This window comes from Actibacterium sp. D185-2 (assembly GCF_054954595.1).
In genome coordinates this window covers 133,919-152,920 of sequence record NZ_JBPWNX010000002.1, presented here as the reverse complement: position 1 = coordinate 152,920, position 19,002 = coordinate 133,919, and the positions used below count along the sequence as shown (strand labels likewise).

Genomic DNA, 19,002 nt, shown 5'->3' with positions numbered 1-19,002 from the left:
GATTTCAGGCCGCGGGCGGGGATATTTCAGGAAAGATGAAGGAGGGGCGCGCGTGGCCGCGATAGACGGATTGCCGCCGCTGCGCGAGGTGATCGCGACCCACGGGCTGTCGGCGAAGAAATCGCTGGGGCAGAACTTTCTGCTCGATCTGAACCTGACCGCCAAGATCGCGCGGCAGGCGGGCGATCTGACCCAATGCGATGTGCTGGAGGTCGGGCCGGGCCCCGGCGGGCTGACCCGCGGGCTGCTGGCCGAAGGCGCGCGCCGGGTGCTGGCGATCGAGAAGGACGCGCGCTGCATGGCGCCGCTGGCCGAGATCGCCGCCGCCTATCCGGGCCGGCTGGAGGTGCTGAACGGCGATGCGCTGGCGATCGACCCGGTGCAGCACCTGACCCCGCCGATCCGGGTGGTGGCCAATCTGCCCTATAATGTCGGGACCGAGCTGCTGGTGCGCTGGCTGACGCCGCCCGCATGGCCGCCGTTCTGGGAAAGCCTGACGCTGATGTTCCAAAAAGAGGTGGCCGAGCGGATCGTGGCCCAGCCTGGCGGCAAGGCCTATGGCCGGCTGGCGATCCTGGCACAATGGCGCGCCGAGGCGAAGATCGTGATGACCCTGCCGCCCGAGGCGTTCACCCCGCCGCCCAAGATCCATTCGGCAGTGGTGCATCTAGAACGGCGTACGGCCCCGCTTTACCCGGCCGATCCGGCCGTGCTGAGCCGGGTCGTGGCCGCCGCCTTCAACCAGCGCCGCAAGATGCTGCGCGCCAGTCTGAAAGGCGTGGCGCCCGATATCGAGGATATCCTGCGCACCGCCGGGCTGGAGCCCACGCTGCGCGCCGAGCAAGTGCCGATCGAAGGGTTCTGCGCCCTGGCCCGCGCCGTGGCGGAGCAGGGCTAAGGCAGGGTTATTCCGCTGCCGGGGCCTGCGGGGCCTCGTCGCCCTGCGCGGGCTCGTCCTGCGGTGCTTTTGCCGCTGGCGCCCGGGGCTTGCGCGGAGCGCGTTTGCGCGGCGCCGGTTTTTCCTCGGGGGTTTCCACCAGACCGCTGTCGCCATTGTCGCCGTTGTCGTTGGCCATGTCGATCACATCGGTCCGGATATCGGGCTGTTCGCCCTGGCCGTCGGCCTGCTGCGGCTGATCGGGCTGCTGCTGGTCGCGCGGCTGCTGCTGGTCGCGCGGACGCTCGCGGTTCTGCTGCGCTTCCTGCTGGTCGCGCTTGGCGTCTTGCTCGCGCTGCGCCTCGCCCAGAAGGCGGGTGTAATGCTCGGCGTGCTGCTGAAAGTTTTCCGCCGCAACCCGATCATTGCTCAGCTGAGCGTCGCGCGCCAGCTGATTGTATTTGTCGATGATCTGCTGCGGCGTACCGCGCACTTTGCTTTCGGGCCCCGAGCTGTCGAACACACGGTTGACGATGTTGCCCATCGAGCGCGAGCGGTTCGATTTCGACCGCGAACGTGACTTTGATGATCTCATGTTTATCTGTTATCCAGCCTTGTTTTGGCTTCTTCGGACCCTGTCGCACGTTTTGCGCGAAGCTATTTCCAAGTCCGGGCGATTGTCTGGCTTACACGCGAGGGGGATCGCCGATGGCATCCCGCCGCTCGCCTTTTTTCGAATAACCATGGCAGTCCGGGCAAGACAAGCGAAAAATGTGCATACCTGCCCAGTTTTTGGTCCGGCGTTGCGCAGAACAGCATGGTTTTGCTAAGATTCCGTCTATGGCCACGTTGCCGCAACCACACGGTCCCTGCCATCCAGATCGGGATGGGTGCTGATGTTTTCAAGCCCCGCCCGGGCAAACAGCGCCGAAACCGCGTGCGCCTGGGTCGGTCCGATCTCGACCAGAAGCCGCCCGCCGGGGGCCAGATGCGCAGGCGCACCCGCCGCAATGGCGCGGTAGGCATCCAGCCCGTCACCGCCCGGCGTCAACGCCATTTCGGGCTCGTGACCCAGTTCGGGCGACAGCGCGGCCATCTCATCCGCCGCGATATAGGGCGGGTTCGACACGATCAGATCGAACCGGCCGGTCACGGCGGAAAACCAGTCCGACAGCGCAAACGCGCCCACGAGCCCCAGCCGCGCGGCATTGCCCCGCGCCACCGCAAGCGCCGCAGGCGACAGATCCACCCCCAGCCCGGTCGCGCCGGGCCGTTCCGCCAGCAAGGTCAGCAGGATGCAGCCCGATCCGGTGCCCAGATCCAGCACCCGCGAAAACGGCGCCGCCAGCGCCAGTTCGATCAGGGTTTCGGTTTCCGGCCGGGGGTCGAGCACGGCGGGGCCGACATGAAAATCGCGGCCGAAAAAGACCCGGCGGCCGGTGATATGCGACACCGGCTCGCGCGCGGCGCGCCGGGCGATGGCGGCCTCGAACGCGGTCTCGGCCTGCGGCGTCAGCGGATCGGGCAGCACCAGGGTCAGCCGGTCCGCCGCCACCCCCATCGCATGGGCCAGCAGACGGCGCGCATCGCGGGGTGCATCCGCAATCCCCGCCGCCCGCAGCCGCGCCACGGCGGCGATCAGGGCCTGATTGCCGGTCACGCCCCCATCTCGGCCAGTTTGCGGGCCTGATCGTCGGCGGTCAGCGCATCGATCACCTCGTCCAGATCGCCCTGCATCACCTGATCGAGCTTGTAGAGCGTCAGGTTGATGCGGTGGTCGGTCATGCGCCCCTGCGGAAAGTTGTAGGTGCGGATGCGCTCGGACCGATCGCCGGTCCCCACCTGCGCCTTGCGGTCGGCAGCCCGGGCCAGATCGGCGCGCTGACGCTCCAGATCATAAAGCCGGGTGCGCAGCACCTGCATGGCGATGGCGCGGTTCTGGTGCTGGGATTTTTCCGAACTGGTGACCACGATGCCGCTGGGTATATGGGTGATCCGCACCGCCGAGTCGGTGGTGTTCACATGCTGGCCCCCGGCCCCGCTGGCGCGCATCGTGTCGATACGGATATCGATGGCGGGGATGTCGATATCGACCTCTTCGGCTTCGGGCAGGACGGCGACAGTGGCAGCCGAGGTGTGGATCCGCCCGCCGCTTTCGGTGGCTGGCACCCGCTGCACCCGATGTACGCCGGATTCGTATTTCAGCCGGGCGAACACGCCCTCGCCCTGCACAGTCGCGATGACTTCCTTGATCCCGCCCAGCTCGCTTTGGGTTTCCTCGATGATCGAGAATTTCCAACCCTTCGCCTCGGCATAGCGCTGATACATCCGCAGCAGATCGCCAGCGAACAGTGCGGCCTCGTCGCCGCCGGTGCCGGGGCGGATTTCGATGATCGCCGGGCGGACGTCGGCGGCGTCGCGGGGCAGCAGCGCCAGTTGCAGCGCATCCTCCATCTGCGGGATGCGGGCCTTGAGCGCGGGCAGCTCTTCCTCGGCCAGCGCCTTCATCTCGGGGTCGGCCAGCATCAGCTTGGCCTCGGCCAGGTCATCAAGCGCGCGGCGATAGGCGGCGATTTGCTCGGCCACCGGCCTCAGTTCGGCATATTCGCGGCTGATCTTGGCGAAATCCTCTGCCGCCCCTTGGGCAAGCTTTGCCTCAAGGAATTGAAACCGCTGGGTGATCTGATCGAGTTTGTCGAAGGAAACCATGCCTTCCTCTCCCCCACCGTGCGGCCGTGGTCAAGGGGTCATGGCGGCGCGATTCTGTGCTATGCTATGCGAATGAAACTGATCATCGCGCTTTTGCTGACCGCCAGCCCGGCGCTGGCCGATGTCACAGGTCCCGGTGGCAAGACCCAGGATTGCTATTGCACCGACAGCAGTGGCGGTCGGGTCGAGCTGGAGGAAACCATCTGTCTGTTCGTCGATGGCCGGGCCTTCATGGCGCGCTGCGAGATGTCGCTGAACAACCCGATGTGGCGCCCGACCGGCGACGGCTGTCTGTCGTCAAAGCTGCCCCAAAGCCGCCAGCCAGCCGGTGATGCGGACCCGGTTCACCCCAAGATCTGAGCGCCCGAACCGCAGATGGCCGTGGATATGCAACAGCCCGTCCGCAACCCAGACATTGGTGGTGTCGGGAAAGCCCCACAGCGCCGAGCGGGTGACATAGCTTCGATGCCCCTGCGCCACCGATCCGGCCAGCGGGCGGGTGCGCGGCGTGGCGCGGATGATGGCATCCAGCCGGGCCAGCACCGCCTGCGCGTCGCCCGTGACGGCGCGCACGGCCTCGAACCCGCCGGGCGCGGGCCAGTCGCCTTCGTCCTGGGGCTCGGTCGTCTTGTGAAACCGCGCGGCGGGATGGGGGGCCAACCGGACCCAGGCCGCAAACCCGGCGATCAGGACCAGAAGCGCGGCCAGAAGGGTCAGCAAAACCGCCTTCATCGCCGCGCCCTCTTGTTCCAGCAGTACAGGCACAGCAGTTCCGTCGCCACATGCGCGCCCGCGATGGCGGTGGCACCGGTGGTGTCGAAGGGCGGTGACACCTCGACCACGTCGCCGCCGACGATGTTGATCCCGGCCAGATCGCGCAGCATGATCGCCGCCTGCGCCGAGGTCAGCCCGCCCCAGACCGGCGTGCCGGTGCCGGGCGCATAGGCCGGATCCAGCGCGTCGATATCGAAGGTCAGATAGGTCGGGTGATCGCCCAGAACCTCTCGGATCTTGGCCACTGCCGCTTGCGGGCCTTTCTCATGCACCTCGCGCGCATCGATTGTAGGCACGCCCAGCGTGTCGGGGTTGACGGTGCGGATACCGACCTGAACCGAGCGGGCCGGATCGACCAGCCCCAGCTTGACCGCCTTGTAGAACATGGTGCCGTGGTCGATCCGGTCCATGTCGTCATCGGCCCAGGTGTCGGAATGCGCATCGAAATGCAGCAGCGACAGCGGCCCGAACTTTTCGGCGTAAGCCTTTAGAATCGGGAAGGAAATATAGTGATCACCGCCCAGTGTGATCGTGCCCGCGCCGGCCGCCAGAATACCCGTGATATGCGCCGTCAATGCCGCCGGAAAGGCGCGCGTGTCGGCATAATCGAAGGCCAGATCGCCGTAATCGGCGATGGCGAATTCCTCAAGCGGGTCAAAGTCCCAGCCATAGGGCGGATCGAACGCCTGCAGCGCGCTTGCCTCGCGGATCGCGCGCGGGCCAAGCCGCGTGCCGGGGCGGTTGGTCACCGCCTGATCGAACGGCACCCCGGTGATCGCCAGATCGACCCCCGTCAGATCCTTGGTATAATTCCGGCGCAGGAAACTGGTCGCCCCGCCGAAGGTGTTTTCAAACGACAACCCTTTGAAACCCTTTCGGGTGAAGGCGTTATCGACCTCTTTTGATGCGTCTTCCAGCGACATGTCAGGAAATCCTTATCCCGTCTGCAACCCCAGTATCGGCCACCTGCCGGGGCGTTTTGTCAAGCGTTTCGGCGATGAAATCCACCGCCGCCCCCGGCTCAGGGATAGGCCCGCGTCACGTCATGGCCATAAAGCCAGTCGAACCGGCCCAGCATCGCGCCGGGCGCGACCGCCCCGGCCAGGCGCAGCGCGCCATGCGCCGCCAGCCGCAGCGGCGGAAAACGCAGGTGATAGTTGCGCGCATTCCTGGACGCGGCGTCCACGATTTTCACGCAGCGGTCGCGCCGGGCGATCTGATACGCCGCCAGCCCGGCATTGAAACTGTCGTGGCTGGCCAGCGATGCGGCCAGGACCCAGGCATCCTCCAGCGCTATGTTGCCGCCCTGGGCCATGAACGGCAGCGTCGGATGCGCCGCATCGCCCAGCAAGACCGCCTGCCCGCGATGGTGCCAGCGCGGCGCCACCGGGTGGCGGAACAGCCCCCACAGATGCGCCTCTTCCACCCGGTCCAGCAGCGCCCGCACCTCGGGCGCGAATCCGGCAAAGGCGGCACACAGATTGGCCGGATCGTCGCGGTGGGTCCAACCTTCGTCGGCCCAGGCGGTGCGTTCCTCGACCGCGACAATGTTCACCATGCGGCCACCGTGCAAGGGATAGCTTACCAGATGCCGCCCCGGCCCCATATGCACCGTGGCCACCGGCGCGGGCGGCCGGTCGACGGGCACCGTGGCGCGCCAGGCCACCTGCCCGGTGAACACCGGCGCGCCGGGCGCGTTGAGCACCCCGCGCAACACCGAATGCAGCCCGTCGGCGCCGATCACCAACCCGCATTTCAGCGCGGCGCCCTGCGCGGTGGTCAGGCAGGCGCCGCCCTGCTGCAACCGAATGTCGGTGATCTGGTGCAACAGCCGGATCTTGACCCCGGCCGCGCGCGCGGCCTCGGCCAGCATGGCGACCAGATCGGCGCGGTGGACGAAATAATACGCCCCCGCCGCCCGGCCCAGATCAAGGTGCAGCACCTCGCGCCCGGCACGGTGGTCGCGCAACGACACCGCCCGCGCCCGCACCCCGATATCCGCCAGCGCATCGCCCAGCCCCAGCGCCCGCAGCACGGCCACGCCATTGGGGCTGATCTGCAGCCCGGCGCCGACCTCGCGGATTGCATCCGCCTGTTCCAGAACCTTGACCTGGGCGCCGCGCTGCGCCAGTGCGCAGGCCACGGCCAACCCGCCGATACCCGCCCCCAGAACGGTGATCTTCTGCCCGATCAGCATGGCCTCTTCCCTGAACGAAACACCGGGGCGCAAGGGCCCCGGTGTCTGTTATTCCATGACCGTCGCATCGCGATCAGTCGTCGCGATGCACCTTCTCGCGCCGCTCGTGGCGCTCCTGCGCTTCCAGGCTCAGCGTGGTGGTCGGGCGTGCGTCCAGACGCTTGAGCGAAATCGGTTCGCCGGTTTCCTGGCAATAGCCGTATTCGCCCTCGTCGATCCGGCGCAGCGCACCGTCGATCTTGGACACCAGCTTGCGCTGGCGGTCGCGAATGCGCAGTTCCAGCGCGCGGTCGGTTTCCTCGCTTGCGCGGTCTGCGATATCGGGGATGTTGCGGGTTCCGTCCTGCAGCCCTTCGATCGTCAGTTTGCTTTCATCCATCAGCTCGGCCTTCAGGGCCAGCAGCTTGCGGCGGAAATACTCCAACTGACGTTCGTTCATGAACGGCTCGTCCTCGGCGGGACGATAATCGTCGGGCAAGAAAATCTCGGCTTTCATACCTGCTCCTTCTCGCAGGCCGGGCCCGAATGTTAGTTCAACGTCGGTCACCCGGCTCTCCTCGCGCAGGCTTTACCGCAATGCAGAATGGTTGTCACTAGCATATAGTGCTGCTTTAAGGTTTTTGAAGTTACACGAATGTCACCCGAAAATCGCGCGCTAGAGGTACTGAAACCCAATGAAATTCGCCGGAACAGAATCATATGTGGCAACCGAGGATCTGTCGGTTGCGGTCAACGCCGCGGTGGCGCTGGAACGCCCGCTTCTGGTCAAGGGTGAGCCCGGCACCGGCAAAACCGAACTGGCCCGCCAGGTATCGCAAAGCCTGGGCCTGCCGATGATCGAATGGCACATCAAATCCACCACGCGGGCCGCCCAGGGTCTGTATGAATACGACGCCGTCAGCCGCCTGCGCGACAGCCAGCTGGGCGACGAGCGCGTGCATGACGTCAGGAACTATATCCGCAAGGGCAAGCTGTGGCAGGCGTTCGAGGCGCGCCGCAAGGTGGTGTTGCTGATCGACGAGATCGACAAAGCCGATATCGAGTTTCCCAACGACCTGTTGCAGGAACTCGACCGGATGGAATTCCATGTCTACGAGACCGGGGAAACGATCCGCGCCGACATCCGCCCGATCGTCATCATCACCTCGAACAACGAAAAGGAACTGCCCGACGCGTTTCTGCGGCGCTGCTTTTTCCACTATATCCGCTTTCCCGACATGGACACGATGAAGAAAATCGTCGAGGTGCACCATCCGGGGCTGAAATCGTCGCTTCTGACCACCGCGCTGACCCAATTCTATGAAATCCGTGAAACCGCCGGGCTGAAGAAGAAACCCTCGACCTCGGAGGTGCTGGACTGGCTGAAACTGTTGCTGGCCGAAGATCTGAGCCCCGAGGATCTGAAGCGCGACGGCGCCAACGCCCTGCCCAAGCTGCACGGCGCGCTGCTGAAGAACGAGCAGGACGTGCAATTGTTCGAGCGGCTGGCCTTCATGGCGCGGCGTCAACGCTAAACCGCCGCGCCGCCTGCGCAATCCCGCCGCTCCGGCGGCTTGCTGTTTTCAATGCTCGCACGATGTGTGTAACGTGAAAGATACCTAGTTGAACAAAGTCCCGCCCATGCGCGATCTGATCATCCGCCCACTGACCGAAAGCGACCACCCCGAATGGCGTCGCTTGTGGACAGAGTACCTTGAATTCTATCACTCTTCGGTGTCCGAGGAGGTCTATAAAAGCAGCTTTTCCCGGCTGCTGGGGGACGATCCGCATACTTTCCACGGGCTGCTGGCAGTGCTGGACGGCCGGCCGGTGGGGCTGGCGCATTACCTGTTTCACCGCCATGGCTGGAAGGTGGAAAAAGTCTGTTATCTGCAGGACCTCTATGCCGATCCTCAGGTGCGCGGCACCGGCATCGGACGCGCCTTGATCGAGGCGGTCTATGCCGCCGCCGACGCCGCCGGTGCACCTAACGTCTATTGGTTGACGCAGGAGGACAACGCCACCGCGCGGCGGCTGTACGATCGGGTCGGCCAGAAGACCCCGTTCATCAAATATACGCGAAGGTAGTCACGGTGATGCTGCGTTTCATCCTTGTGGCCTGTCTGGCGCTGGCCGCCTGCGCACCGCCGCCCGCGACCGAGGTGCCGCGCCGACAGGTTGTCGCGCTGCCGCCGATGAAAACGTTTTCGGCGCCGCGCATCACGCCGCCCGCGCGCTCGAACGCCGCCATCGCGCAGGATTTTCTGGATCTGAGCTTCCTGATGGAAAGCGGCCGCCCGGTGCCCTTCATGACCCGGTTCAAGGGGCCGGTACGGGTACAGGTCGCGCCCGGTGCGCCCAGCAGCCTGGGCCCCGATCTGGCCGCGCTTCTGGCCCGGCTGCGACGCGAAGCCCGGATCGACATCAGCCGTGCCGCGCCCGGCGAACACGGCAACATCACGATTCAGGCCCTGCCCCGGATCGAACTGCAGCGGCTGGTGCCCCAGGCCGCCTGTTTCGTGGTCCCGCGCGTATCGAGCTGGTCCGAATACAAGCGCGCGCGCCGCTCGGCCGCGGTGGACTGGACCACGCTGGACAGCCGCACCCGCGCCGCGATCTTCCTGCCCTCGGATGTCAGCCCGCAGGAGGTGCGCGACTGCCTGCACGAAGAGCTGGCCCAGGCGCTGGGGCCGCTCAACGATCTCTACAGCCTGCCCGACAGCATCTTCAACGACGACAATTTCCACACCGTGCTGACCGGGTTCGACATGCTGATCCTGCGCACCTATTACGCACCCGAGTTGGCCAACGGCATGACCCGCGAACAGGTGGCCGCCCGCCTGCCCGCGCTGCTGGCACGGCTGAACCCGGCGGGCCAGCACGGCGGCGCCGGCCCCTCTGCGCCCACCACCCGCGACTGGATCGCCGCGATCGAGACCGCGCTTGGCCCGGGCACCACGCCCTCGCGCCGCCGCAGCGCCGCGCAACATGCGGTGACGATCGCCAGGGCGCGCGGCTGGAACGACACCCGCACCGGCTTCAGCCTGTTCGCGCTGGGGCGGCTGACGCTGGCCACCGATGCCGAACTGTCGCTGGCCGCGTTTCTGGAGGCCGACAAGATCTATTCCGCCCGCCCTGGCACCGAGGTGCACAAGGCGCATGTGGCGATGCATCTGGCCGCGTTCTCGCTTTCGGCCGGTCAGGCCGAGGTCGCGCTGGCGATCATCAACACCAATCTGGCGCCGGTCGTGGCCAATGAAAACGCTGCCCTGCTGGCCACCATGCTGATGATCAAGGCAGAGGCACTGGATCAGCTGAACCGCCCGGCCGAGGCCAGCGCCGTGCGGCTCGACAGTCTGGGCTGGGCGCGATATGGCTTCGGCTCTGACAGCGAAGTGCGCGCGCGGTTGCAGGAAATCGCGGCGCTCAGCCCGGGGAGACGGCATTCATGATCGTGATCGCAGGCGCTATCATCGGCGCGCTTTGGGGCGGGCTGCTGGCCCGACGCCGCAAGGGAACCGGGTTCGACATCGCCCAGTATGCGGTCGGATTCGCCATTGCCTTCGGCCTGCTGGGAATGATCCTGACCATCATCATCGAACGTATGGCCTGACCGATGTTCCTGCCCTTCTTCCAAAATCTGCGCGACGCCGGGGTGCCGGTCAGCCTGCGCGAATATCTGGGGTTTCTGGAAGGGGTGAAGCTGGGGCTGGTCACCTATGACATCGAAGGTTTCTATTACCTTGCCCGCACCGCCATGGTGAAGGACGAGCGCAATCTCGACCGCTTCGACCGCGCCTTCGCCAAGACGTTCGAAGGGCTGGACGCGATCGCCCTCGACGATGTGCTGGAGGCGGTCGCCCTGCCCGCCGACTGGCTGGAAAAAATGGCCGAGAAACACCTGACCGACGAAGAGAAAGCCGAAATCGAGGCGCTTGGCGGGTTCGACAAGCTGATGGAGACCCTGAAACAGCGACTGGCCGAACAGCAGGGCCGGCATCAGGGCGGAAACAAATGGATCGGCACCGCCGGCACCTCGCCCTTCGGCGCCTATGGCTACAACCCCGAAGGCGTGCGCATCGGCCAGTCCGAAAGCCGCCACAAGCGCGCGGTCAAGGTCTGGGACAAGCGCGAATTCCGCAATCTGGACGATACGGTCGAACTGGGCACCCGCAACATCAAGGTGGCGCTGAAGCGGCTGCGCCGCTGGGCCCGCGACGGCGCGCATGAGGAACTGGATCTGGACGGCACGATCCGCGCCACCGCCGATCACGGCTATCTGGACGTGAAAACCCGCCCCGAGCGGCGCAACGCGGTCAAGGTACTGTTGTTTCTGGATGTGGGCGGCTCGATGGATCCGCATATCAAGCTGGTGGAAGAGCTGTTTTCCGCGGCGCGGTCAGAATTCAAGCATCTGGAATATTACTACTTCCACAACTGCCTGTACGAAGGTGTGTGGCGTGACAACCTGCGGCGCTGGGATGCGCAGACCCCCACCTGGGAGGTGCTGAACACCTACGGGCCGGACTATAAGTGCATCTTCGTCGGCGATGCGTCGATGTCGCCCTACGAGGTCGCCTATGCCGGCGGCGCGAACGAGCACTGGAACGAAGAGCCCGGCCAGGTCTGGCTGAAACGCGCGCGCGAAAAATGGCCCGCCAACCTGTGGCTGAACCCGGTGCCCGAGCAATATTGGGCCCATACCCAATCGGTCCAGATGATCCGCGATATTTTCGAGGATCAGATGGTGCCGATGACCCTGCAAGGGATCGAACGCGGGATGAAGGCGCTCAGCAAATAGCGGTTAGGCCGATCCGGCCCGCAGCAGGCGCTTGCGCGCCGGCGGAATGGCGTTGATTTCCAGCCCGGTGAACACATGCAGCGTGTTGAGGTCGCGGTCCACCACCGCGTGATCGCTGACCCAGCCGCCCATGATCAGATAGGTCCGCAACAAGGGCGGCATCCCCAGCATCGCGCGTTTGGCGTCGGGTTTGCACAGCCGCAGCTTCTGGGCGAAGCGGAACACGTTGGGCGCCTTGATCCGCGGCAGAAACCGCTTGGGCGCCAGATGCTTTTCCTTCAGCAGGGCGAAGGCGTCCATGTAATCCTCGGCCTCGGTCCCTTTGAACGAGGAACAGCCGAACAGCATTTCCACGCCTTCGTCATCGACATATCGGGTCATCGCGCCCCAGGCCACGCGCAGGATATCGGGATCGCGCCAGTCGGGGTGGATGCAGAAGCGGCCCATCTCGACCATGGGACCGGCGAAGCTTTCAAGCCCCGACAGCTCGTAATACTGGGCCGAATAGCTTTGGCCGATCTCTGCCCCGCCGCGCAGCGGCAGCAGGCGGAAACAGCAGACCAGCGTGCCGCTTTTGACCTCTTCGACCAGAATGTGCTGGCACAGCCCGTCGAACGCATCCGCATCCCGCGCGGCCCCGGTGCCCCGGAAGGTCAGCGTGCGCAACTGTTGCGCGGCGGCGATGTCGGCAGGGCCTTCGGCGAACCGGGCGGCATAGCGTCCCTTGCGCAATGACAGCATGGCCCCGTGCTCCTCTCAAGAACTGGCGGATTGCGTCCACACGCCTAAATATGGTGGACAGGCCATATCACACAAGATGTGACAACGATTTGACAGACAGGGGATACCACATGAGCGAGAAGATCGAAAAGAGCGACGAAGACTGGCGCAATCAGTTGTCGCCGCTGGCCTATAAGGTCACGCGCAAGCACGGCACCGAACGCGCCTTCAGCCATGACGACTTCCCGAAAGAGCCGGGCATGTTCCATTGCGTCTGCTGCGGCGCGCCGCTGTTCGATCAGGCCACCAAATTCGACAGCGGCACCGGCTGGCCCAGCTTCTATGCGCCGGCCGATCCCGATTTCGTGGGCGAAAGCGAGGATCGCAGCTGGTTCATGCGCCGCACCGAGGTGCATTGCGCCCGCTGCGCCGCGCATCTGGGTCATGTCTTTCCCGACGGGCCCGAACCGACCGGGCTGCGCTATTGTCTCAACGGCGTGGCGCTGACCTTCGAACCCGAAGGCTAGCGCGGCCTATTGCTCGTTCAGGATCTGCTCGGCCGAGAAGTTGCCGACATTGCCCAGAAGCTGACGCAGGAACGAAATGCCCTTGAGGTTGTCGTCGCTGACCCGGCGGTTCAGTGTCACCACGCGGCCATCCTCAAGGCCCAGAACCTCGATATTGCGCACGGTGCCGGCCGGATCGAAGGAGATCGCCACCAGATTGCGGCTCACTTCCTCGGGGGCCAGGGGGCCGCGGGTCTTGCGAACGCTTTCGACATAGTACCAGGCGTCTTCCTGCACCAGACTCGACACCGAGGGCGGGCCGACGGTTTCGCCCACGGTGTCGCGGGTATCGACACCGATGATGATGTTGTCCAGCTCGCCCTGCGTCGGGGCAAAGCCGTGTCTTTGATAGATGGACGTGCAGCCGACCAGCGCCAGCGTCAAAGCGCCCGCCAGTGCCAGCTTCCGTATCCCACGGGCGTTTTGCATCCCCACCTCTTGCCATGCCGCATTTTGCCTCGTATCCGGCTTACAGAAGGAATGCCCCCGGTTCAAGAATGGAACGTGCGCCGTGACCGATGCCCCCCAGACCACCGCCCTGCGCCTGGCCGCCTTGCCGCCGGGCAAGCCCTATGCCTTTGCGCTGACCCCCGATGCCGCCGCGCGTGCGGCGATTGCGGCGCGGCTGGGACTGCTGGCGCTGCGCAAGCTCAGCTTCCGCGGCCAGATCGTCCCCGAGGGCCGCGCCGACTGGCGGCTCGCGGCGCGGCTGGGCGCCACCGTGGGCCAGCCCTGCGTGGTCACGCTGACCCCGGTCACCACCCGGATCGACACCGATGTCATCCGCCGCTATCTGGCCGAAATGCCCGATCAGCCTGAGGGTGACGAGGTCGAGATGCCCGAGGATGACAGCGCCGAGCCCCTGCCCCCGCTGCTTGATCTGAACCAGGTGATGGAAGAGGCGCTGGCGCTGAACCTGCCGCTTTATCCGCGCGCCGAAGGGGCCGAACTGGGCGAGGCGGTGTTCAGCGCACCCGGCACGGCACCCATGCACGACGAAGATGCCAAGCCGCTGGCCGGGCTTGCGGCGCTGCGCGACCGGCTGCGCGGCGACACGCCGGACGGCGGTGAGGATGGGGACGAGAACGGGGGCGATTAGGCCGCCACAGAAAACACTTGCGCCGACACCGAATCCGGGTATGTTCCCGGCCTCGTTTACATGATGGGCAGAGCGGCTTGCCGCACAGGCGATGACGTCGCCCATTTCCTGAAAATACAAGGGCGTCTGTGCCCGAAACACCGAGGTTGTGACATGGCTGTCCCTCAGAATAAAATCACGCGGTCGCGCCGCGGCAACCGTCGCTCGCACGATGCACTGGTTCCGGGCAATCCGGCCGAGTGCCCCAATTGCGGCGAGTTGAAGCGCCCGCATCACGTCTGCGCCTCCTGCGGCCATTACGATGATCGTCAGATCGTCGCTCAGGCTGACGAGATCGACCTGGACGAAGACGCGGCGTAAGCCCCCCTGACCGGGGCAACGCGCCTGACCATGGCTTCAGATACAGAACTGGCAGAAAAACCTGCGCCGCGCACCGTTATCTCGGTGGACGCGATGGGTGGGGATCGCGGGCCGGCGGCGGTTGTCGCCGGCGTTGCGCGTTCCGCCGGCAAGAACCCGGATATCCGCTTCATCCTGCACGGTCCCGAGGATGAGTTGAAACGGCTTGTCGCCAAGCGTCGGCAACTGGTCGGTCGCTGCGAAATCCGCCATGCCGACGGCATCGTCACCATGGACGAAAAGCCCAGCCACGTCATGCGGCGCGGCAAGGGCACGTCGATGTGGTCGGCGATCGAAAGCGTGCGCAACGGCGAGGCCGCGGTCTGCGTTTCGTGCGGCAACACCGGCGCGCTGATGGCGCTGTCGATGGTGCGGCTGCGCAAGCTGCCCGGCGTCAACCGCCCCGCCATCGCCTGTCTGTGGCCGTCGCGCAATCCCGGCGGCTTCAACCTGATGCTGGATGTCGGCGCCGATATCCGCGCCGACGAACAGGATCTGTTGCAATTCGCGCTGATGGGGGCCTCTTACGCCCGCAACGGCCTGGCCCTGCCGCATCCGCGCATCGGCCTGCTGAATGTCGGCACCGAAGAGCACAAGGGCCGCGCCGAGCTGAAGGTCGCGCATGACCTGATCGCCGCCGCCGCCCCGGCCAACGATTTCGATTTCGTCGGTTTCGTCGAAGGCGGCGACATCCCGTCGGATCGCGTCGACGTGATCGTCACCGACGGCTTCACCGGCAATGTCGCGCTGAAAACCGCCGAAGGCATTGCCAAGCTGATCAGCGACCTGCTGAAAGAGGCATTCAAATATTCGCCCCTGTCGCGCATCGCGGCGCTGCTGGCCTATACCTCGATGCGCCGCCTGTCGAAACGAATCGACCCGCGCCAGGTGAATGGCGGCGTGTTTCTGGGGCTCAACGGCACCGTGATCAAATCGCATGGGTCGGCCGACGCCACCGGGGTTTCGGCGGCGGTGAAACTGGCCTTCAAACTGGGCCAGTCCGGTTTCTCCGAGCGGTTGGCGGCACGGGTTGCGTCCGCCACCGCCCCGCGTCAGGATGCCCCCCACGACGGGGCCAATAACGAAAGACTCTGAATGACAATACGGGCCGTGGTCAGGGGTGTGGGGCACTACCTGCCCGAAAAAATCGTACCCAACAGCGTCTTTGCCGAGACGCTGGAAACATCGGATGAATGGATCAGGTCGCGCTCGGGGATCGAGCGGCGCCATTTCGCGGCCGATGGCGAAAAAACCTCGGATCTGGCGACCCGCGCCGCCCGCGCCGCGCTGGCCAATGCCGGGCTGGCGCCGGACGATATCGACGCGATCATCGTCGCCACCTCGACCGCCGATCTGACCTTCCCCTCTTGTGCCACGATGGTGCAGGACGGGCTGGGCATGACCACCGGCTTTGCCTTCGACATTCAGGCGGTCTGCGCCGGGTTCGTGTTCGCGCTGTCCAACGCCAACGGCATGATCCTGTCGGGTCAGGCGCGCCGGGTGCTGGTGATCGGCGCCGAAACCTTCAGCCGCCTGATGGACTGGACCGACCGTGGCACCTGCGTGCTGTTCGGCGACGGCGCCGGCGCGGTGGTGCTGGAGGCACAACAGGCCGAAGGCAGCACCGATGACCGCGGCATTCTGGCCACCGATCTGAATTCCGACGGGCGTTATCGCGATCTTCTGTATGTCGATGGCGGTGTGTCCACCGGGGTCACCGGCCATCTGCACATGCAGGGCAAGGAAGTGTTCCGCCACGCGGTCGAAAAGCTGGCCGATACCGCCCACCGCGCGCTGGACAAGGTCGGCCTGTCGGGCGGCGATGTGGACTGGATCGTGCCGCATCAGGCCAATCTGCGCATCATCAAGGCCACCGCCCAGCGGATGCAGGTGCCGATGGACCGGGTGATCGTCACCGTGCAGGACCATGGCAACACCTCGGCCGCGTCGATTCCGCTGGCCCTGTCGGTGGCCAATGCCGAAGGCCGGCTCAAACCCGGTGATCTTGTGGTGACCGAGGCGATCGGTGGCGGGCTGGCCTGGGGCGCGGTCGTGCTGCGCTGGTAAAGAACCGCTCAAACTCAACTGCGCAAGCTGTTGATATTGACTCGGAAATCTTTTCTTCCCAATCTAAGTGACAAGAAATTTGCAGGGGAACGACATGGCAGGCAATACCTTGACCCGTATGGATCTCAGCGAGGCCGTGTTCCGCGAGGTCGGACTGTCGCGCAATGAATCCGCAGCGCTTGTCGAAAGTGTGCTGCAACACATGTCCGACGCGCTGGTCGCCGGCGAGACAGTCAAAATTTCATCCTTCGGCACCTTCTCGGTGCGCGGCAAGGCCGCCCGCGTCGGCCGCAATCCCAAGACCGGCGAAGAGGTGCCCATTCACCCGCGCCGGGTGCTGACCTTCCGCCCCTCGCATCTGATGAAGGACCGGGTTGCCGCAGGCAACAAGGCATAAGGACGCCTGAGGATGGAAAAGTCCCGCGACGCCTTCCGCACCATCAGCGAGGTGTCCGAGTGGCTGGATACCCCGGCCCATGTTCTGCGGTTCTGGGAAAGCCGCTTCAGCCAGATCAAACCGGTCAAGCGCGCCGGCGGGCGGCGCTATTACCGCCCTGCCGACATGTTGCTTCTGGGCGGGCTCAAGAAACTGCTGCACGAGGATGGGGTTACCATTCGAGGAGTTCAGAAAATTCTGCGCGATCAGGGTATTAAGCATGTCTGCGCGCTGTCGCAGCCGCTCGAATCCGGGTTGGTCGTCGATGACCGGGCCGAACAGGAGCCGGAAGAACCGCAGGCCGATACCGTGCCCGAGGCGCCGATGCACGAAAATGCCGAAGCTGCCCCAGCCCCCGACAACGTGGTGCCGCTGATCCCGGCCGAGCCCCCCGCACCACAGGCCGAACAGCCACCTGCGGCCCCCGCGCCCGAACAACCCGCCGCCGCACCCGAACAGCCCCCAACGCCAAAGGCCGAAGCGTCGCAGCCCGCGCCCGCCGACGCGGCCCCCACGCCCGACCTGCAGCCCGAGCTCGACCTCGGCCCGGTGGCCGTCCGCCCCCCGCTGGGCGCCGATCTGCCGCCCGCCGATCCGGTCGAGGACAGCATCGCCCCCGGCCCCGCACCACTGACCGCGCGGCTGCGCCATCCGGCCACACGGCGGCATCTGCGCCAGACCCACGGCCCGTATCTGGCCGCGGCGCTGGCGCGTCTGACCGCCCTGCAAAAGCGCCTGAGCTGAGGTGCGTAAACCTGCACCGATTCCCGGATTTGCGTCTTGCCCCCGCGCGCAGAAATGGTATGAAGCGCCTCACGTCGGGCTATGGCGCAGCCTGGTAGCGCGTCCGTCTGGGGGACGGAAGGTCGCAGGTTCGAGTCCTGCTAGCCCGACCAACATCAAATCCGCCCGCACCGTGATCGGTGTCGGGCGGTTTGACTTTATGGGGGGCGCCGCATGACACAGAACACTACGGAAATCGGGGTTCTGCCCGCCCAGACCATCGAAGCGATGATCGAATCCGGCACCATCAGCGGCAGCCCGGCAATTCTGCCCGCGCAGGTGCAGCCCGCCTCGCTTGACCTGCGGCTGGGCGATGTGGCGTACCGCGTCCGCGCCTCGTTCCTGACCGGGGCGGGCCGCAGCGTGGCCGATCGGCTGACCGAATTCGAGATGCACCGCATTGATCTGACCGATGACGCGGTGTTGGAAAAGGGCTGCGTCTATGTCGTGCCGCTGATGGAACGCCTGGCGCTGCCCGATGATATACAGGCTGTGGCGAATGCCAAAAGCTCGACCGGGCGGCTGGATCTGCTGACCCGCACCATCACCGATGGCGGCACCGAATTCGACCGAATCCCCCAAGGCTATACCGGCCCGCTTTACGCCGAGATCTGCCCGCGTTCGTTTTCGGTGAAGGTCCGGCCGGGGATGCGGCTGAACCAGATCCGGTTTCGCCGTGGCCAGGCGGTGCTGGACGACGCCGAACTGACCGCGCTGCACGCCGTCACGCCGCTGGTCACCGGCGGCCCGGCGGTGATTTCCGAAGGTCTGGGCTTTTCGGTCGATCTGAAACCGCAAACCAGCGATCTGGTCGGCTATCGCGCCAAGCCGCATACCGGAGTGATCGATCTGGATCTGATCGACCATTACGACCCGCTGGAATATTGGGAGCCGATCCACACCCGCGACGGGCGGATCATCCTTGATCCCGGCGCGTTCTATATCCTGGTCAGCCGCGAGGCGGTCTGCATCCCGCCCGATTACGCCGCCGAAATGGCGCCCTATCTGGCGATGGTGGGGGAATTCCGGGTGCATTACGCGGGCTTTTTCGATCCCGGTTTCGGCCATGCCGACGCCGGTGGCGCCGGGGCGCGCGGGGTGCTGGAGGTGCGCTGCCACGAGGCGCCCTTCGTGCTGGAACATGGCCAGATCGTCGGGCGGCTGGTCTATGAGCGGATGGCCGGGCGCCCGGCCCAGCTGTATGGCACCGGGATCGCGTCCAACTATCAAGGTCAGGGCCTGAAGCTGAGCAAGCATTTCAGGGCAGGCTGAACAGCGGCCCGTTCCGGGCCATTATTCTTGCCTCGCATCCTGCGGATGCTCAGGTTTTGCCTCCGGCGGGAGTATTTGCACCGAGAAGAAGCCGGGCGGTCAGAATTTTCCCATCCGGCGGGAAAGTTTGGCCGCCTGGCGCGCCCGCTTGGCCATGTCCTTACCCGACTTGGCGCGTTCGCGATCTTCGGGGGTCAACTGATCGTCGGACTTTCCGCGCCGGGTGGCCAGATCGACCCCGGTATTCACCCCTTTGTTGACCGCTTTGCGCATGATCATCTTCACGATCATGTTGATCATCTGATCGGCATTCATGACAGAGC

The 19,002-nt window shown here is 65.4% G+C and carries 25 protein-coding genes and 1 tRNA gene; 16 read left to right on the top strand and 10 right to left on the bottom strand.

The features are described 5' to 3' along the window. Nucleotides 1-52: 52 nt before the first annotated feature. Nucleotides 53-898, top strand: a complete 846-nt coding sequence (gene rsmA / locus ACSR1C_RS04265; RefSeq protein ID WP_460258099.1) for a 16S rRNA (adenine(1518)-N(6)/adenine(1519)-N(6))-dimethyltransferase RsmA — start codon at nucleotides 53-55, stop codon at nucleotides 896-898. Nucleotides 899-905: 7 nt separating this feature from the next. Here rsmA and ACSR1C_RS04260 read toward each other — a convergent pair whose 3' ends face one another. From ACSR1C_RS04260 to prfA, 3 genes are all read right to left on the bottom strand, one after another. After that, nucleotides 906-1,472 (bottom strand): DUF4167 domain-containing protein, encoded by a 567-nt coding sequence (locus ACSR1C_RS04260; RefSeq protein ID WP_460258098.1) that lies wholly within the window; start codon nucleotides 1,470-1,472, stop codon nucleotides 906-908. Nucleotides 1,473-1,715: 243 nt separating this feature from the next. Then, nucleotides 1,716-2,537, bottom strand: a complete 822-nt coding sequence (gene prmC / locus ACSR1C_RS04255; RefSeq protein ID WP_460258097.1) for a peptide chain release factor N(5)-glutamine methyltransferase — start codon at nucleotides 2,535-2,537, stop codon at nucleotides 1,716-1,718. Beyond that, nucleotides 2,534-3,586 carry a peptide chain release factor 1 gene (prfA, locus tag ACSR1C_RS04250; RefSeq protein WP_460258096.1) on the bottom strand — a complete coding sequence of 351 codons (1,053 nt, stop codon included), beginning with the start codon at nucleotides 3,584-3,586 and terminating at the stop codon, nucleotides 2,534-2,536. The genes prmC and prfA overlap by 4 nt, the downstream gene beginning before the upstream one ends. A 66-nt stretch (nucleotides 3,587-3,652) precedes the next feature. On the opposite strand from prfA, the gene ACSR1C_RS04245 reads away from it, so the two are divergent. Beyond that, a complete protein-coding gene (locus ACSR1C_RS04245; protein WP_460258095.1) occupies nucleotides 3,653-3,946 on the top strand; it encodes a hypothetical protein in 294 nt (97 codons plus the stop codon). On the opposite strand, the gene ACSR1C_RS04240 is transcribed toward ACSR1C_RS04245, so the two are convergent. From ACSR1C_RS04240 to dksA, 4 genes are all read right to left on the bottom strand, one after another. Further along, entirely contained in the window at nucleotides 3,884-4,351 is a 468-nt protein-coding gene (locus ACSR1C_RS04240; RefSeq protein WP_460258094.1) for a DUF1499 domain-containing protein, read from the bottom strand. The genes ACSR1C_RS04245 and ACSR1C_RS04240 overlap by 63 nt on opposite strands. Then, nucleotides 4,315-5,283 carry an agmatinase gene (gene speB, locus ACSR1C_RS04235; RefSeq protein WP_460258093.1) on the bottom strand — a complete coding sequence of 323 codons (969 nt, stop codon included), beginning with the start codon at nucleotides 5,281-5,283 and terminating at the stop codon, nucleotides 4,315-4,317. Before speB ends, ACSR1C_RS04240 begins: the two co-directional genes overlap by 37 nt. A 98-nt stretch (nucleotides 5,284-5,381) precedes the next feature. Continuing rightward, nucleotides 5,382-6,557 (bottom strand): FAD-dependent monooxygenase, encoded by a 1,176-nt coding sequence (locus tag ACSR1C_RS04230; RefSeq protein WP_460258092.1) that lies wholly within the window; start codon nucleotides 6,555-6,557, stop codon nucleotides 5,382-5,384. Between the two features lie 73 nt (nucleotides 6,558-6,630). Continuing rightward, nucleotides 6,631-7,053 carry an RNA polymerase-binding protein DksA gene (gene dksA / locus ACSR1C_RS04225; RefSeq protein WP_460258091.1) on the bottom strand — a complete coding sequence of 141 codons (423 nt, stop codon included), beginning with the start codon at nucleotides 7,051-7,053 and terminating at the stop codon, nucleotides 6,631-6,633. 178 nt (nucleotides 7,054-7,231) lie between these two features. Between dksA and ACSR1C_RS04220 the strand changes: the two genes are divergently transcribed. The 5 genes from ACSR1C_RS04220 to ACSR1C_RS04200 all read left to right on the top strand — a co-directional run bounded on the left by ACSR1C_RS04220 (nucleotide 7,232) and on the right by ACSR1C_RS04200 (nucleotide 11,337). Next, nucleotides 7,232-8,071: an AAA family ATPase gene (locus ACSR1C_RS04220; protein WP_460258090.1), complete on the top strand. Its 840-nt coding sequence runs from the start codon at nucleotides 7,232-7,234 to the stop codon at nucleotides 8,069-8,071. A 106-nt stretch (nucleotides 8,072-8,177) separates the two neighbouring features. After that, on the top strand, nucleotides 8,178-8,624 hold the full coding sequence (locus tag ACSR1C_RS04215; protein WP_460258089.1) for a GNAT family N-acetyltransferase: 447 nt from the start codon (nucleotides 8,178-8,180) through the stop codon (nucleotides 8,622-8,624). A gap of 8 nt (nucleotides 8,625-8,632) precedes the next feature. Further along, complete coding sequence (locus ACSR1C_RS04210; protein ID WP_460258088.1) at nucleotides 8,633-9,988, top strand: DUF2927 domain-containing protein; 1,356 nt, start codon at nucleotides 8,633-8,635, stop codon at nucleotides 9,986-9,988. Beyond that, nucleotides 9,985-10,149 carry an apolipoprotein acyltransferase gene (locus ACSR1C_RS04205; protein WP_460258087.1) on the top strand — a complete coding sequence of 55 codons (165 nt, stop codon included), beginning with the start codon at nucleotides 9,985-9,987 and terminating at the stop codon, nucleotides 10,147-10,149. The genes ACSR1C_RS04210 and ACSR1C_RS04205 overlap by 4 nt, the downstream gene beginning before the upstream one ends. A 3-nt stretch (nucleotides 10,150-10,152) precedes the next feature. Continuing rightward, on the top strand, nucleotides 10,153-11,337 hold the full coding sequence (locus ACSR1C_RS04200; RefSeq protein WP_460258086.1) for a vWA domain-containing protein: 1,185 nt from the start codon (nucleotides 10,153-10,155) through the stop codon (nucleotides 11,335-11,337). Nucleotides 11,338-11,340: 3 nt separating this feature from the next. Here the strand turns inward: ACSR1C_RS04200 and ACSR1C_RS04195 are convergent, their stop codons facing one another. After that, entirely contained in the window at nucleotides 11,341-12,078 is a 738-nt protein-coding gene (locus ACSR1C_RS04195) for a GNAT family N-acetyltransferase (protein ID WP_460258085.1), read from the bottom strand. A gap of 110 nt (nucleotides 12,079-12,188) precedes the next feature. Here ACSR1C_RS04195 and msrB point away from each other — a divergent pair, with 110 nt between their 5' ends. After that, nucleotides 12,189-12,584: a peptide-methionine (R)-S-oxide reductase MsrB gene (gene msrB / locus ACSR1C_RS04190; RefSeq protein WP_460258084.1), complete on the top strand. Its 396-nt coding sequence runs from the start codon at nucleotides 12,189-12,191 to the stop codon at nucleotides 12,582-12,584. Between the two features lie 6 nt (nucleotides 12,585-12,590). Here the strand turns inward: msrB and ACSR1C_RS04185 are convergent, their stop codons facing one another. Beyond that, on the bottom strand, nucleotides 12,591-13,052 hold the full coding sequence (locus ACSR1C_RS04185; RefSeq protein WP_460258083.1) for an outer membrane protein assembly factor BamE: 462 nt from the start codon (nucleotides 13,050-13,052) through the stop codon (nucleotides 12,591-12,593). A gap of 82 nt (nucleotides 13,053-13,134) precedes the next feature. On the opposite strand from ACSR1C_RS04185, the gene ACSR1C_RS04180 reads away from it, so the two are divergent. The 8 genes from ACSR1C_RS04180 (at nucleotide 13,135) to ACSR1C_RS04145 (ending at nucleotide 18,679) form a co-directional block, all read left to right on the top strand. Beyond that, complete coding sequence (locus ACSR1C_RS04180; protein ID WP_460258082.1) at nucleotides 13,135-13,722, top strand: YceD family protein; 588 nt, start codon at nucleotides 13,135-13,137, stop codon at nucleotides 13,720-13,722. A gap of 153 nt (nucleotides 13,723-13,875) precedes the next feature. Then, nucleotides 13,876-14,082, top strand: coding sequence for a 50S ribosomal protein L32 (rpmF, locus tag ACSR1C_RS04175; RefSeq protein ID WP_460258081.1), 207 nt, complete (start codon nucleotides 13,876-13,878; stop codon nucleotides 14,080-14,082). 30 nt (nucleotides 14,083-14,112) lie between these two features. Continuing rightward, nucleotides 14,113-15,216 carry a phosphate acyltransferase PlsX gene (gene plsX, locus ACSR1C_RS04170; RefSeq protein WP_460258080.1) on the top strand — a complete coding sequence of 368 codons (1,104 nt, stop codon included), beginning with the start codon at nucleotides 14,113-14,115 and terminating at the stop codon, nucleotides 15,214-15,216. Beyond that, the gene (locus ACSR1C_RS04165) at nucleotides 15,217-16,188 is read left to right on the top strand and encodes a beta-ketoacyl-ACP synthase III (RefSeq protein ID WP_460258079.1); all 972 of its coding nucleotides are present in this window, start codon (nucleotides 15,217-15,219) and stop codon (nucleotides 16,186-16,188) included. It begins immediately after the preceding gene. A gap of 94 nt (nucleotides 16,189-16,282) precedes the next feature. Then, a complete protein-coding gene (gene ihfA / locus ACSR1C_RS04160) occupies nucleotides 16,283-16,585 on the top strand; it encodes an integration host factor subunit alpha (RefSeq protein WP_460258078.1) in 303 nt (100 codons plus the stop codon). 6 nt (nucleotides 16,586-16,591) lie between these two features. Beyond that, the gene (locus ACSR1C_RS04155; protein WP_462573431.1) at nucleotides 16,592-17,368 is read left to right on the top strand and encodes a MerR family transcriptional regulator; all 777 of its coding nucleotides are present in this window, start codon (nucleotides 16,592-16,594) and stop codon (nucleotides 17,366-17,368) included. A gap of 75 nt (nucleotides 17,369-17,443) precedes the next feature. Next, nucleotides 17,444-17,520, top strand: a tRNA-Pro gene (locus ACSR1C_RS04150). A gap of 61 nt (nucleotides 17,521-17,581) precedes the next feature. Then, nucleotides 17,582-18,679: a 2'-deoxycytidine 5'-triphosphate deaminase gene (locus tag ACSR1C_RS04145; RefSeq protein WP_460258076.1), complete on the top strand. Its 1,098-nt coding sequence runs from the start codon at nucleotides 17,582-17,584 to the stop codon at nucleotides 18,677-18,679. A gap of 99 nt (nucleotides 18,680-18,778) precedes the next feature. On the opposite strand, the gene ACSR1C_RS04140 is transcribed toward ACSR1C_RS04145, so the two are convergent. After that, nucleotides 18,779-18,994: a hypothetical protein gene (locus ACSR1C_RS04140; RefSeq protein WP_460258075.1), complete on the bottom strand. Its 216-nt coding sequence runs from the start codon at nucleotides 18,992-18,994 to the stop codon at nucleotides 18,779-18,781. Between the last annotated feature and the right edge of the window lie 8 nt (nucleotides 18,995-19,002).

What these genes read in the sequence shown, in the direction of transcription:
- ACSR1C_RS04195 (WP_460258085.1), bottom strand. Translation starts at nt 12,078, where the DNA reads ATGCTGTCATTGCGCAAGGGACGCTATGCCGCCCGGTTCGCCGAAGGC.
- ACSR1C_RS04220 (WP_460258090.1), top strand. Translation starts at nt 7,232, where the DNA reads ATGAAATTCGCCGGAACAGAATCATATGTGGCAACCGAGGATCTGTCG.
- ACSR1C_RS04245 (WP_460258095.1), top strand. Translation starts at nt 3,653, where the DNA reads ATGCGAATGAAACTGATCATCGCGCTTTTGCTGACCGCCAGCCCGGCG.
- ACSR1C_RS04210 (WP_460258088.1), top strand. Translation starts at nt 8,633, where the DNA reads ATGCTGCGTTTCATCCTTGTGGCCTGTCTGGCGCTGGCCGCCTGCGCA.
- ACSR1C_RS04185 (WP_460258083.1), bottom strand. Translation starts at nt 13,052, where the DNA reads ATGCAAAACGCCCGTGGGATACGGAAGCTGGCACTGGCGGGCGCTTTG.
- msrB (WP_460258084.1), top strand. Translation starts at nt 12,189, where the DNA reads ATGAGCGAGAAGATCGAAAAGAGCGACGAAGACTGGCGCAATCAGTTG.
- speB (WP_460258093.1), bottom strand. Translation starts at nt 5,283, where the DNA reads ATGTCGCTGGAAGACGCATCAAAAGAGGTCGATAACGCCTTCACCCGA.
- prfA (WP_460258096.1), bottom strand. Translation starts at nt 3,586, where the DNA reads ATGGTTTCCTTCGACAAACTCGATCAGATCACCCAGCGGTTTCAATTC.
- plsX (WP_460258080.1), top strand. Translation starts at nt 14,113, where the DNA reads ATGGCTTCAGATACAGAACTGGCAGAAAAACCTGCGCCGCGCACCGTT.
- ACSR1C_RS04165 (WP_460258079.1), top strand. Translation starts at nt 15,217, where the DNA reads ATGACAATACGGGCCGTGGTCAGGGGTGTGGGGCACTACCTGCCCGAA.
- ACSR1C_RS04260 (WP_460258098.1), bottom strand. Translation starts at nt 1,472, where the DNA reads ATGAGATCATCAAAGTCACGTTCGCGGTCGAAATCGAACCGCTCGCGC.
- ihfA (WP_460258078.1), top strand. Translation starts at nt 16,283, where the DNA reads ATGGCAGGCAATACCTTGACCCGTATGGATCTCAGCGAGGCCGTGTTC.
- ACSR1C_RS04140 (WP_460258075.1), bottom strand. Translation starts at nt 18,994, where the DNA reads ATGAATGCCGATCAGATGATCAACATGATCGTGAAGATGATCATGCGC.
- rpmF (WP_460258081.1), top strand. Translation starts at nt 13,876, where the DNA reads ATGGCTGTCCCTCAGAATAAAATCACGCGGTCGCGCCGCGGCAACCGT.
- ACSR1C_RS04200 (WP_460258086.1), top strand. Translation starts at nt 10,153, where the DNA reads ATGTTCCTGCCCTTCTTCCAAAATCTGCGCGACGCCGGGGTGCCGGTC.
- ACSR1C_RS04145 (WP_460258076.1), top strand. Translation starts at nt 17,582, where the DNA reads ATGACACAGAACACTACGGAAATCGGGGTTCTGCCCGCCCAGACCATC.
- ACSR1C_RS04215 (WP_460258089.1), top strand. Translation starts at nt 8,178, where the DNA reads ATGCGCGATCTGATCATCCGCCCACTGACCGAAAGCGACCACCCCGAA.
- dksA (WP_460258091.1), bottom strand. Translation starts at nt 7,053, where the DNA reads ATGAAAGCCGAGATTTTCTTGCCCGACGATTATCGTCCCGCCGAGGAC.
- ACSR1C_RS04205 (WP_460258087.1), top strand. Translation starts at nt 9,985, where the DNA reads ATGATCGTGATCGCAGGCGCTATCATCGGCGCGCTTTGGGGCGGGCTG.
- ACSR1C_RS04230 (WP_460258092.1), bottom strand. Translation starts at nt 6,557, where the DNA reads ATGCTGATCGGGCAGAAGATCACCGTTCTGGGGGCGGGTATCGGCGGG.